Annotated in this window: 8 protein-coding genes and 1 pseudogene; 3 read left to right on the top strand and 6 right to left on the bottom strand. The window is 72.5% G+C overall.

Annotated features, from left to right (window positions below; all coding sequences use genetic code 11):
• Positions 1 to 15: 15 nt before the first annotated feature.
• The gene (locus IT780_RS37115) at positions 16 to 2220 is read left to right on the top strand and encodes a transglycosylase domain-containing protein (protein ID WP_233414132.1); all 2205 of its coding nucleotides are present in this window, start codon (positions 16 to 18) and stop codon (positions 2218 to 2220) included.
• Positions 2221 to 2664: 444 nt separating this feature from the next.
• Here IT780_RS37115 and IT780_RS37110 read toward each other — a convergent pair whose 3' ends face one another.
• Together IT780_RS37110 and IT780_RS37105 are read right to left on the bottom strand one after the other, a co-directional pair.
• Positions 2665 to 3270: a TIGR03086 family metal-binding protein gene (locus tag IT780_RS37110; protein WP_199516547.1), complete on the bottom strand. Its 606-nt coding sequence runs from the start codon at positions 3268 to 3270 to the stop codon at positions 2665 to 2667.
• Positions 3271 to 3690: 420 nt separating this feature from the next.
• Positions 3691 to 5406 (bottom strand): cobyrinic acid a,c-diamide synthase CobB, encoded by a 1716-nt coding sequence (locus IT780_RS37105; protein ID WP_233414131.1) that lies wholly within the window; start codon positions 5404 to 5406, stop codon positions 3691 to 3693.
• Between the two features lie 113 nt (positions 5407 to 5519).
• Here IT780_RS37105 and IT780_RS37100 point away from each other — a divergent pair, with 113 nt between their 5' ends.
• Positions 5520 to 6341, top strand: coding sequence for an SURF1 family cytochrome oxidase biogenesis protein (locus IT780_RS37100; protein ID WP_199516546.1), 822 nt, complete (start codon positions 5520 to 5522; stop codon positions 6339 to 6341).
• A 368-nt stretch (positions 6342 to 6709) separates the two neighbouring features.
• Positions 6710 to 7147: a hypothetical protein gene (locus IT780_RS37095; protein ID WP_199516545.1), complete on the top strand. Its 438-nt coding sequence runs from the start codon at positions 6710 to 6712 to the stop codon at positions 7145 to 7147.
• Between the two features lie 272 nt (positions 7148 to 7419).
• Here IT780_RS37095 and IT780_RS37090 read toward each other — a convergent pair whose 3' ends face one another.
• From IT780_RS37090 to IT780_RS37075, 4 genes and pseudogenes are all read right to left on the bottom strand, one after another.
• Positions 7420 to 8988 (bottom strand): ATP-dependent DNA ligase, encoded by a 1569-nt coding sequence (locus tag IT780_RS37090; RefSeq protein WP_199516544.1) that lies wholly within the window; start codon positions 8986 to 8988, stop codon positions 7420 to 7422.
• Positions 8989 to 9699: 711 nt separating this feature from the next.
• Positions 9700 to 9906 (bottom strand): hypothetical protein, encoded by a 207-nt coding sequence (locus IT780_RS37085; RefSeq protein WP_199516543.1) that lies wholly within the window; start codon positions 9904 to 9906, stop codon positions 9700 to 9702.
• A 41-nt stretch (positions 9907 to 9947) separates the two neighbouring features.
• Positions 9948 to 11651, bottom strand: coding sequence for an FAD-dependent monooxygenase (locus IT780_RS37080; RefSeq protein WP_199516542.1), 1704 nt, complete (start codon positions 11649 to 11651; stop codon positions 9948 to 9950).
• A gap of 94 nt (positions 11652 to 11745) precedes the next feature.
• Positions 11746 to 13089 (bottom strand): annotated as a pseudogene (locus tag IT780_RS37075) (dipeptidase); the annotation flags it as partial.
• Positions 13090 to 13131 lie beyond the last annotated feature (42 nt).

The raw sequence follows: 13131 nt of genomic DNA, 5'->3' as shown, positions 1-13131 counted from the left end.
CTCCACGGGGTCAGCATGACGGATGCGAAACGGGAGTTCACTTCGGCCGTTTTGTCATACCTTCGAGGGGTGACGAAGACCGGACTCGCCAAAGCTGGACGGCTCGCCCCGCTCATCCGCGCCGGGCTCATCGCCGGCGTCGCCATCGCCGGTCTCGTCTTCCCGCTGGTCGCCCTCGCCGGCGTCGGCGCCAAGACCGGGGCCGACGCGCTCGCGAGCATGCCGGAACAGCTCACGGTGGTGCCGTCCGCGCAGACCACCTACGTGTACGCCAACGACGGCAAGACGCTGCTCACCATGTTCTACGAGGAGCATCGCAAGCCGACGAAGATCGAGGACATGTCGCCGTACATCACGAGCGCGATCGTGGCGTCCGAGGACACCCGCTTCTACGAGCACAACGGCGTCGACCCCAAGGGCGTGGCGCGCGCCTTCGTCGCCAACCAGCAGGCCGGCGGCGTCTCCCAGGGCGCCTCCACGCTGACCATGCAGTACGTCCGCATGGCGCTGCGCGACGGGGCCCGGACGCCGAAGGAGGCACTCGAGGCCACCGAGCAGACCACCGCCCGGAAACTTCGCGAGATGCGGCTCGCCATCGAGCTCGAGAAGCGCGTGTCGAAGGAGGAGATCCTGCAGCGGTACCTGAACTCGGCGTACTTCGGGCACCGTGCGTACGGCATCTTCGCCGCCGCCGAGGTCTTCTTCTCCAAGACGCCGAAACAGCTGACGCTCACCGAGGCGGCACTGCTCGCCGGGCTGGTCAAGGCGCCCACGGCATACGACCCGGCCGTCAACGACCGGACCGCGGCCACCGAACGCCGCAACTACGTGATCGACCAGATGCGCAAGATGGGGTCGATCACGGCGGCGCAGGCGGACTCGGCGCGCAAGACGAAGATCAAGCTGAAGCTGACCAGCCCGCCCAACGACTGCGTCTCGGTGCCCAAGAAGCACAACGACTGGGGCTTCTTCTGCGACTACCTGCGCAACTGGTGGATGGAACAGCCCGCCTTCGGCGCGGACCCCCAGGAACGCCTCGAGAACCTGCGCCGCGGCGGCTACCGCGTCGTCACCACCATCGACCCGAAGATCCAGGCCTCGGCGATGGAACACATCCTGGACAAAGAGAAGAAGAAGAGCGTGTACGCGCACGGCGAAGTCGTCATCGAGCCCGGCACGGGCCGCATCAAGGCGATGGCCGTCAACCGCAGGTACTCGCTCGACCAGAAGAACAACGGCGAGCACAGCGACCGCCGCAAGCGCGACGACATCCGCGGCAACTACCCGAACACCGTCAACCCGCTCCTCGGCGGCGGCGACATGGCGGGCTACCAGGCCGGCTCCACCTTCAAGATCTTCACGATGCTCGCCGCCCTCGACGAAGGCATGCCGCTGACCACCGCCTTCAACGCACCCCAGCGGTACGTCAGCAAGTACATCACCGCGCCCGGGCCGGCCACCTGCGGCATCCACTGGTGCCCGAAGAACTCCAGCGCCTCCATGACCGGACGGCAGACCATGTGGAGCGGCTTCGGCAAGTCCGTCAACACGTACTTCGTCCAGCTCGAACAGAAGGTGGGCGCGGAGAAGGCCGTACGCATGGCGGAACGGCTCGGGCTGAAATGGCGTACCGACGTCGACCGTGAACTCGCCACCCCCGAACACGCCGGCGGATGGGGCGCCTTCACCCTCGGCGTCAGCGACGCCACGCCCATCGAGATGGCCAACGTCTTCGCCACCCTCGCCGCGGAGGGCACCTACTGCGAACCCATCCCGGTCCGCCTCATCAACACCCGCGACGGGGCAAGCTACGAATACAAAGGGAAGAAGGTGGCCGGGCCCCGCTGCCACCAGGAACTCCGCCCGGAAGTCGCCCAGGCCGCAACCGACGCCGCACGGTGCGTCACCGGCTACGGAGCGGCGAAGGGCGACTGCGGAGGCTGGCAGACCTCCCCGATGGTCCACGCGACACTGCACCGACCGGTCGCCGGCAAGAGCGGCACGACGGACAGCAACCGGAGCGCCTGGTTCTGCGGATACACGCCCCAGCTGGCGGCGGCGGCCTTCGTGGCGGACCCGGACAATCCGGAGAACACGGTGGGGACCAGCCGGGGCACCATCTCGAAATACACCGTGGCGGAGACGCTGAAGGATGCGCTGAAGGGCAAGCCCAAGGAGAAGTTCAACCCGCCGCCGGACTTCATGGTGCACGGGGACTGAAGGGCCGGGATCGGGCCGGGCCGCCGTTGGCGGTCCGGCCCGGTTCTCGTTCGGGCGACAGTGCGGGCTCGGATCGCGGCTGGCCATCAACCACCACCGGCCGCTGATCGCAGCCCGGCCGTCAACAACGGCCTGACCGTCAAACCGCGGCCCGGCTGTCAACCCGCGCTCCGAGTCGCGACCCGGCGTCAACCACGCTCGGAGTCGCAGCCCGGCGTCAACCCGCGCTCCGAGTCGCGACCCGGCGTCAACCCGCGCTCCGAGTCGCGGCGCGGCGGCGATCGCTGTCCGGCGGTCAACCGCGGCCCGGGCGGCGATCGCTGTCCGGGCGCCAATCGCAGCCCGGGCGCCGACCGCCGTCCGGCCGTCAGCCGCGGACCAGACGCCGATCGCTGTCCGGATCGCGCCGGGCCGTGGGCGGCGGGTGCGTTTGCCGGGTGGGTGTCAGTGCGGGGCCGAGAGCGGGCGCCAGTGCGGGTTTCGGCCGGCGAGCGCCACCGCCTGGTCGAGGAGCGTCGCCTCGTCGTCCGTGGGGAAGACCGGGCCGAGGAATCCGGGGGTGCCCTCGGCCGGGCCCTGGGACAGGAACTCGATGATGGTCTCGAGGATGCGGGGATCCGCCGCATACTCCTGGCCGGTGGCGCGGGCGAGGTCCCAGCCGTGCATGGTCACCTCGTTGATCGCCACTGTGCCCATCGCGGCGGCAGGCATGGTGACACCGCCGGCCCGGGCCGTGCCCTCCCAGGCCGTGGGGTCCTTCCAGGCTGTCGAGAGCTCTTCCAGGACCACGGGGAGGCGGCTGCGCCAGTGCCGTGAGAGGTTGGCCGCTGAGGGTTGCGGCGGGGCCGTGTCGGTGCCGGGGGCGTCCGTTCGCTTCTGGGCCGCCTGGGTGAACGCCCAGGCGAGGCTCATGATGTGATCGAGCAGGTCGCCGACCGTCCAATCCGGACAGGGGGTCGGCGCGGTGAGATGGTCGTCGGTGATGCCCAGCAGCAGTGCCCGGATCCGACGCACGGGTGGGTCGAAGTCCAGGGGCACACGGTCGGCCACGGTTGTTCTCCCTTCACGCGGGGCCCCCTCACCGTAAGGCCGCCCTGCGACAATTGCCGTCCGGCGTGTCGCCTGACGGCACGCCGATGCGGTCGTTGAGCTGGGATTCGCGCCCGGACCGGGTGCCCCGGACGGGCGAGTGCCACGCGGCCGGACGCCGAGCGGGCGGACGTCGAGCGGGCGGACGTCGAGCGGGCGGACGTCGAGCGGGCGGACGTCGAGCGGGCGGACGTCGAGCGGGCGAGTGCCGCACGAGCCGAGTGCCGCACGAGCCGAGTGCCGCACGAGCCGAGTGCCGCACGAGCCCGACGTCGAACGGCCGGGTGCCGCGCGAGCTTGGAGAAAGCACAGGCCGCGGGTCGGCGCTGGGCGTGACTCACTCGCCTCGGTCAGGCAGCCGGGCGGTCGCGAGCTTTGGTGTCACTGCGCCGGTGTGGCCGTACCTTGGTCCTGGTTGTGGATTGTCAGGGCCGAGAGCGACAACGTGGCCTCGCCCGGATCCTCGTCCGGGTCCGCCGGCGGGCCCGGCGGCTGCGCCGGCACCGCGGCCGCGTGGCCGGCCACCGGCGAGACCGCCGCAGCGTGCCCAGCGCCCGGCGGAACGGCCGCAGCGTGACCGGCGCCCGGCGAGACCGCCGCAGCGTGACCGGCGCCCAGCGAAACGGCCGTAGCATGCCCGGCGCCCGGTGAAACCGCGGCCGAGTGACCCGCGGACGGCGAGACCGTCGCGTGGGCGGCGATCGGGGTTGCCGGGACGCGGCCTCCGGCCGGGATGGTCGCCGCGACCAGGCGGCGGGCGATCTCCGGGGCTCCCGCCCAGTGCAGGCCCAACTGCGAGGCGTGGACCTGCCGCCAGACGAAGCCTTCCGGGTTGCCGCCCGACCAGGTCCAGGCCGGCACCTGCCCGGCGCGCGGCCCGACGATCGCGCGGTGCTGTTTGTAGCCGGTGATGCGGGCTCCGGCCGGCGCCAGGACCGAGGTCGACGGCGCTGTGGCCTCGCGGTAGCCGGCCACGGTCTGGGCCGCGGTCGTCGCCGTCGCGTCGAGGATGCCGCACATCGGGCGGCCGTCGAAGTCGTGGCCGAGCCAGGGCAGGCCGACGCCTTCCGCGATGATCGGGCCGCCGTCGTGGGCGAGGCGGGACACCGCGGCGTTGAGGCGGCGGTTGGCGGACAGCTCCTCCGCGTAGCTCTCCGGGAGGCCGGCGCCGATCATCAGGCCGCGGGTGCCGGGCGGCAGCGTCTCGTCGCGGAGCGGGTCGATCACGACGACGTCCGCTCCCGCGGCCGTGAGGAGCTCCGCCGTCTCGACGTACGTGTAGGGCGCACCGGGGCCGCCCGCGAGCGCGATCACCGGACGCTGTTCCGGCGGGACAGGCGGCTCGCCGGTGGCCTCGGCCAGGGCGTCCGTCGGTGACCAGGCGGGGGCGGGCAGGGCCGGGGCGGTGTCGGCGAGCGCCATGATGCGGTCCAGGTCCAGCGCGCCGGCGACGGCTTCACCCAGACGGCGTACGGCGCGGATCGCCTCGACCGTGCGGTGCGCGACCGGGACCGGCCCCTGCGACCGCGCCGGCAGGACCGCGGGGAGATCACCGCGACGGAGCGCACCGAGTACGGGCATGCCGATATCGTCCAGGGCCGTACGCAGCATCTCCTCGTGCCGTGGCGACGCGACGCGGTTCAGCACGACGCCGCCGAGGTGCACCATCTCGTCGAACATGCGGAAGCCGTGCACCAGCGCGGCGAGCGAATGCCCCATCGCGGCGACGTCGACCACGAGCAGCACCGGGGCGCGGAGCGCGGCCGCGACCGCCGCGGTGCCGTCGATCTCCGGCTGCCCGGTCAGGCTGTCGAACAGGCCCATCGCACCCTCGATGACCGCCATCTCCGAGCCGGCCGCGCCGTGCGCGAACAGCGGGGCGATACGGTGCGAACCGACCAGCCGCGGGTCCAGGTTGCGGCCCGGACGCCCCGCGGCGAGGCCCAGATAAGCGGCGTCGGTGTGATCGGGTCCCACCTTGAACCCGGCCGCCGGAACGCCCCGAGCCGCGCAAGCAGCCAGCAGTCCGACCGCGATGGCGGTCTTGCCGTGCCCGGACGAGGGGGCGCTCACCACCAGGCGGGGTTGGCTGGACATCAGTGGCTCCCTCGGGGATACGGAAAGCGGCGGCGACATGATATTGACGCCCCGGATGTCGCACCCTACCTGCCAGCCGCGAGCGCCGGTGGACACCCGGGTAGCCTCGGACCGTGTACCGGTTCATGCTCACCCCACGGTGGCTCACCGCGACGGCGTTGACGGTGATCGCGTCGGTGATCATGGTCATGCTCGGCAACTGGCAGCTGCACCGGTACCACGAACGCGACGCGGTCAACGACCGCATCGACGCGGCCGACTCCGCCCCCTCAGTGCCGCTGACCTCGGTGCTGGTCAAGCCCACTGCGGCCGGCAAACTCGGCGAACAACCCGGCAAGAGCAAGGCCTGGACGAAGGTCACCGTCACCGGACGGTACGACGCCACGCACGAGATCCAGGCCCGCGGGCGTACGGTCGACAGCAAAGTCGGCTTCGAGATCGTGACCCCCCTCGTCCTCGCCGACGGCACGGCAGTGCTGATCGGCCGGGGGTGGGTACCGTCCGCCAACGGCGACGCCATCTCCGCACCGGTCGCCACCCCACCACCCACGGGCGACGTCACGGTGGTCGGCCAGCTCCACCTCTCGGAGAGCCGCCCCTCCGGCATCGCCCGCCGCGACGGCCGCATCGACACCCGCCGCATCTCCCTGCCGCACCTGGCGGGCGAGCTCCCGTACCCGGTGTACGGCGCGTACGTGCTGGTCAGCGACCCCTCGCCGGGATTCTCGAAGGTCTCGATCGACCACGAGGACTCCTGGCAGAACGGCGGGTACGCGATCCAGTGGTGGCTGTTCGCAGTCATGGCGCTGATCGTGTTCGGGCTGCAGGTACGCAAGGAGGCGCGCGGGGACGCGCCGAAGAAGGAGCGGGTGGACCGGGTGGCGGAGGCCGATGAGCGGGTGGTGGCCGCGCCGGTGGACCGTCAGCCGGATTGAGCGGATGTCTGTCGCGTCGGCCGCGGGTTGAGGGTTGGCGCGCGGCCCGTGGGTTGAGGCTTGATGTGGGCGCTTGGCGCGCGGCCAGCGGGTTGAAGCTTGGAGCGTCACGGCTGGTCGGGTTGAAACTTGGCGCGCGGCCCGCGGGTCAGGGCCGGACGCACGGCCGGCCGGTTGGGGCTTCGTACGCCGCCCGCGGGTTGAGGCCCGGCGCGCGGCCGGCAGCCTGAGGCTTGGAGCGTCGCGGCTGTCGGGCCGGGGCTTGACCCTCGGCCCGCGAGTTGCAGCTTGGCGCGGGGTCCTGCGGGTTGGGCTTGGCGTGGGCGCGGGAGTTTCGTGCCGTTGTGGGCACGGCTAGGGTTTTGCAGGTGACGTTTCCCCAGGATGCGAACCCGAGTGACCCGTGGAGCGTGCCCATACCCGCGGTGCCGCCGCCGGACGTGCCGGCCACCGCGGGCCCGGTGATCGTCCAGATCGGGGACATGGGCATCACCTCGACGGTCGTGCACACCCCGGCCGGTGACATCCCACTGGCGGGGTCGACCTGGACCGTGCACGACTACTGGCACAACGAGACGAAGATCCCGACCTGGGCGATCGTCGCGGCCATCGCCGGGTTCTGCGTGCTGACGGTGTTCAGCTTGCTGTTTTTGCTGGTCAAGGTGACGATCCCGCGTGGGACGGTGCAGGTGACGGTGACCAACGGGACGCGGCAGTACGTCGCTCGGATCCCGGTGACGGACCAGGCGCAGGTGACGTTCGTCCATCAGCAGGTGAACTACGTGCGGTCGCTGGCCGCGCTGTAGCGACGGTCGGCGGGGCGCGCAGCGGCGGCGGTCGCTGCGCTCGGCGGGTGCCCGGCAGCAGGCGGTCGCTGGCCGCGCTATAGCGACGGTCGGCGGGGCGCGCAGCGGCGGCGGTCGCTGCGCTCGGCGGGTGCCCGGCAGCAGGCGGTCGCTGGCCGCGCTGTAGCGACGGTCGGCGGGTGCCCGCCGGCGGCGGTCACTGGCGCCCCGCAGCGGCGGTCGGAGACTGCAGCAGCAGCCGGCGGCGTGCCCGGCAGCAGGCCCGGCAGCGGTTACATCGGCAGGCCGGGCTGATCTGCGGCTGGGGGCAGGCCTATCGCCTTCACCATGTCGATCGTGTCGGCCTCCTCTGCTCGCTTGTCATCGCGGTAGCGCAGCACGCGGGCGAACCGCAGCGCCACGCCGCCCGGGTAGCGCGGGGACGTCTGTACGCCGTCGAAGGCGATCTCGACGACCTGCTCGGGGCGTACGGTGACGACCCAGCCGGAATCGTCGACGGCCAGTTCCTTGAACCGCTCGGTCTGCCAGCGCAGCAGCTCGTCGGTCAGGCCCTTGAAGGTCTTGCCCAGCATCACGAAGCCGCCCGTACGCGGATCGCGCGCGCCCAGGTGCAAGTTGGACAGCCAGCCTTTGCGCCGGCCGTGACCCCATTCGACTGCGAGGACGACCAGGTCGAGCGTGTGCCGGGGCTTCACCTTCACCCAGGCGGCGCCGCGGCGGCCCACGTCGTACGGTGCGTCCTGGGCTTTGATCACGACGCCTTCCTGACCGGCGGCAAGGGCCTCGGCGAACGCCTCCTTGGCCTGCTCCTCCGTCTCCACCGTGCGGCGACCGACGATGAGCGCCCGCGGCAGGGTGTCGGCGAGCGCCGACCAGCGGACACGGCCCGGCTCGTCGAGCAGGTCCGTGCCGTCGAGATGCAGCAGGTCGAAGAAGTACGGCACGAGCGCCGGCCCGGATGTCGGCCCGTCCTTGGCACCGCGCCGGGCACCGCGGGTGGCCGCCCGGCTCGACGTCTCCTGGAACGGCCGCGGGCGACCGTCGGCGTCCAGCGCCATCGCCTCGCCGTCGAGCACGACGTCGCGCACGGGAAGGGCGCGGACCGCGGCCACCACCTCGGGCAGCCGCGGGGTGATGTCGTCGAGGCTGCGGGTGAAGACGGCCACCTCGTCGCCGGAACGGTGCACCTGGATGCGGATCCCGTCCAGCTTCACATCGACGGTCGCAGGCGCCCCTGTAGCGAGCAGTGCGGCACCGACGTCGGGCGCGCTGCCGGCCAGCATCGGGCTGAGCGGAGTGCCCACCCGCAGGCTGATGTCGGCCAGCGCGGGCGCTCCCCCGGTCAACGCGGCCACCGCCACCTGCTTGAGATCACCGGACAGCAGGAGGGCCCGGCGCACGGCGGTGAGCGGAACCTCAGCGGCCCGCGCGATCGCGTCGGCGAGCAGGCCGGCCTGGGCGCCCTGACGTAACTCGCCGCCGAAGAGCCCCACGAGCAGCCGCTGCTCCTCGGCGGTGGCCCGCCCGAACAAGGCGGCGACCAGCTCCCGCCGTCGGGCCTGCGACCCGGCGCCCGAGACCACGGAGATCGCGGCGATGCGCTCGTCCACCTCGGCGACGGTCAGGCTGCCCTCGGCGGCGGGCGCGGGCAGGTCGCGCAGGGCGGCGTAACCGACGCCGGTCTGCCGCTGCCGCAGCTCGCCGGCCAGGTAAGCCGAACCGGCTGCGATCTCAACCTGCTCCAGCCGGCGCAGGGCGTCGGCGAGCAGGTCGACCTTGGCCTTCCGGCCCGAAACGGCGGCGACGGCTGCCGAGGTGGCTGCCAGATCCAGGAACTGCACGGACCCATCCTGGCAGCCACCTCCGACATTTTCCGGGCCGTCGGGACGCACTCCCCCGTGAAGCGGTCACCACGGCCTGGATCCCTCCGCCAGGACCGCGTGCCGGGCGGGTCCTGGCGGAGGGAAGCGGGTGGGCGGCGGATCGGTGGCTTCGATCCGCTGCGAGCGGACGGCCGCTGCAGGCGGGCGGACGGCCACTGCAGGCGGGCGGACGGCCACTGCAGGCGGGCGGACGGCCGGTTCCGGCCGCGGGCGGACGGCCGATGCCGGCTGGGGACGGCGCTGGCTGCGGACGGCGCTGCCGGGAAAGCCAGCGGCCGGGCCACCGCGTCGGCGCCGGCGAAGCGGGCCGAGCAGCCCGCCCACACGCCCGCCCGGCAGTGTCGGCGGGCGTGGGCGGCTGAAGCTTGCCGGGCCGGCCATCCAGGGACATGGGGCCGGCCCGGTCGCCGCCGGGTCGGGGAGAACCCGGCAGCGGCACCTGCCATCCCCGCGGAAGCCTCGTGGCGACGAACCTTCCGGGGCGATGACAGGCGTTGCGCCGCCGTCCAGGCGTTGCGGCCCGGACGAAAGGCGCGCCGTCCAGGCATGGCAGCCGGACGGAAGGCGCGCCGTCCAGGCGTTGCCGCCCGGACGGAAGGCGCGCCTGCCGGGGCACGCGAACCCTGGGGCGAGGGCTCGGGTGGCACGGCAGGGTGGGACACGATCAGGTCAGGCGGCCAGCGGCTCGGTGATGCGGAAGCCGCGGGCTCGTACGGCGTCGGCGACGCGGCTCAGTTGCGCGTCGAGCTGGCACAGGGCGGCGGAGAGCTCCGCCAGTTGGTCGGTGAGCATGGTGTCGTCCCACCCGGAGACGTCCACGTCCCCCAGAGCACTGCCGGCGGCGCGGAGCGCCTGAATGGCATCATTCGAACTCATGTTCGAATCCTAACAGGATTGATCTCCGCGGCGCAGCAGACTCACCCGTTCGGAACGTCACGCCCTTCATCGCCGACCTCAGCGGAGGACCCCGTGGACGCCGGAGCAGGCGCGTCCGCATCGGAGGACACTGTAGAAGCCGGAGCAGGCACGTCCGCACCGGAGGACACCGCAGAAGCCGGAGCAGGCGCATCCGCGTCGGAGATCACCGCAGAGGCTGAAGCCGGTGCGTCATCCGCAGAGGCTCGAGCCGGCGCGCTGCCGCCCGGAGGTGGCATGGCGCGGCGGAACGTCTCGGGGGCCTCCCCCGGTGGCGCGGCGGCCGCCACGAACCCGTCGGGGCGTACGAGGTAGAGGATCCCAGGCTGCAGGCGTGTCTGTGGAGCCGCGTCGAACACGTGCACCGGCAAGCCGAGATCCGGGATGGGGCCGGGATTCCCGTACGCGTGAACCTGCCATTCCAGCGCCCGCAGAGCCGCGAAGTTGTCGCCGGTCCACGCGAGCCGCCGGCCCACCACGGGGTCGCGGGGCGTGTCGGGGAGCATCGGGTAGCGGATGCGGGTCTGGCTCACGTACTCGAAGAAGCGGGAGCCGCCCGACACCCGCGGCAGGAGCCGTACGGCGATCGGGGCGACGAACGGCACGGCGGCCCGGCGTACGGCGCGCAGCCACACCCGTTGCGAGGTCACGAAGCCGAACAGCCGGTCCGTGGTCGCGACGAGCGTACGCGCCACCGGGCGCCGTTCCGCCGCATAGCGGTCGAGCCATGCCTCGCCGGCCCGCCCGTGGATGACGTCGGCGAGCTTGAACGCCAGGTTGTGTGCGTCCTGCAGGCCCGTGTTCATGCCCTGACCACCGACCGGCGAGTGGACGTGGGCGGCATCGCCGGCGAGGAAGAACGGGCCGTCGCGGAAGGTCGCCGCCACTCGGTGATGGACCCGGTACGTGGCGAACCAGCGCGAGTCGGCGTACGTGACGGCGAATTCGCGGCGCATCCGGGCGCGGGCGTCGTCCTCCCCCACCTTGCCGTCGCCGTCGTCGTCGCGGACGAGCCCGATGAGCCGCCAGTTGCCGCGACCGTTCATCGGGAAGGCGAGCAGGAAGTCGCTGCCGCCCGGTCGCACGTTGATCGAGCCGTCGACGAGGCCACCGACACCCACCGCGTCGATCACGTAGAACAGGTGCGGGTTGGTGACCCCCTCGAAGCCGATGTCGCGGGACTTACGCACGATCGAGTTGGCGCCGTCCGCGCCGACGCAGTAGCGGGCGGTCACCGTCTCGCCGCCGACGACCGCCTCCACGCCGCCCGGCCCGGCCGTGAGCTCGGTGACCGGCGACTCCCACCGGACCGAGCCACCGAGGGCCTGCAGGTTCCCGTAGAGGATCTCCTCGTTGCGGCTCTGCTCGAGAACCTGGATCCACGGGTACGGCGTGACGGCGCCGCCCAGGGGTCCGAGCGGGATCCGGCCGAACACGCGGTCCCGGAAGCCCGGCGCCAGAGCCTCGGCCCGGCGCGCAGCCGCGAGGACCTTGTCGGCGATGCCGAGCTGGTCGTACACCTCGATGCTGCGCGCCTGCACGACCAGGGCGCGGGACTCGCGGGTCGGGCCCTGCTTGCCGTCCGCCACGATGACCCGGACGCCGAGCTTCACCAGCCAGTTCGCCAGCATCAGACCGGTGGGTCCGGCGCCGACCACCAGAACGTCGCAGCTGTGCCGGGGAGCGCCCGGATCCGGGGCAGTCATGTCACACGCCGTCCCCCGAAGCCGCCGCACCGCCGGACGGAGCCGCCGGGTCCCCGCCACCAGCCGCACCACCGGAAGAGGCGTCGGCGCCGGCTCCCAGCGCGGCAACGTTGTGCAGCAGGAGGGCCTCCGCGAGGCAGACGCGGGCGAATTCACCCAGGTGCAGGCTCTCGTTGGGGCCGTGCGCGTTCGCGTACGGATCTTCCACGCCGGTCACCAGGATCGCCGCCTGCGGGAACAGCTCCTGGAAGGTGGCGATGAACGGGATCGAGCCGCCGACGCCCATGTCCACCGGTTCCACACCGTCCCAGGCGGTCGCGAAGGCCGAGCGCGCCGCGTCGTACGCCGGGCCGGTCGCGTCGATGACGCACGGCATGCCGCCGCTCTCCAGGGTCACCTCGACGTGCGCGCCCCACGGCACGTACTTCTCGAGGTGGGCCCGGACCGCCGCATACGCCGAGGACGGGTCGTCGCCGGGCGCGAGCCGTACGCTCAGCTTGGCCTTCGCCTTGGGCACCAGGGCGTTGGGCGCCTCGTTGGTCTTCGGGGCGTCGATGCCGAGCACCGAGATCGAGGGCTTGGTCCAGATGCGGTCGGTGAGCCGGCCGCTGCCGATGAGCTTGACCCCGTCGAGGACCCCGGCCTCGTGCCGGAGCCGCTCCTCGGGATAGTCGACCGTGGCGGCCTCGCGCCCGACCAGCCCGTCGACCGCGACCTCGCCCTGGTCGTCGTGCAGCGTGCTGATGAGGCGGGACAGCACGGTGAGCGCATCGGGCACCGGGCCGCCGAACATGCCGCTGTGCACGGCGCTCTGCAGCACGCTGACCTCGACGAAGCAGTTGACGAGGCCGCGCAGCGAGGTGGTCAGCGCCGGCGCGCCGATGTCCCAGTTGCCGGAGTCGGCGATCACGATGACGTCGGAGCGCAGCAGCTCCTTGTGGGTCTGGAGGAGTTCGTCGAGCGAGTCGGAGCCGTATTCCTCCTCGCCCTCGATGAAGAGCACCACCCCGACCGGCAGCTGGTCGCCGAAGGCGCGCAGCGCCGCGACGTGCGCCATCACGCCGGCCTTGTCGTCGGCGGCGCCGCGCCCGTAGAGGCGTCCGTCGCGCTCGACCGGCTCGAAGGGGTCGCTCTGCCACAGCGCGGGGTCGCCCGCCGGCTGCACGTCGTGGTGCGCGTAGAGCAGCACGGTCGGCGCACCGGCGGGCGCCGGCCGGTGGCCGATGACGGCGGGCTGGCCGCCGCCGCGGACGATCTGGACCTCGAGGCCGCACCCGCGCAACAGCTCGGCGACCGCCTCGGCGGACCGCTCGACGTGCGAGTGGTCGAACCCGTCGAACGCGATCCCCGGGATGCGGACCAGCCGTTCGAGGTCGGCGCGGACTCCGGGCAGCTCCCGCGCGATCGCGGCGCGCAGGTCGTCTTCAGTGAGGCTCATGAGCCGATCCTAGGCCCGCGCGCCGGGCCGGTGCGGGGCCGA

Source organism: Nucisporomicrobium flavum, assembly GCF_016464385.1.
Lineage (GTDB): Bacteria > Actinomycetota > Actinomycetes > Mycobacteriales > Micromonosporaceae > Actinoplanes > Actinoplanes flavus_A.
This window is presented reverse-complemented; position numbering and strand designations above follow the sequence as displayed.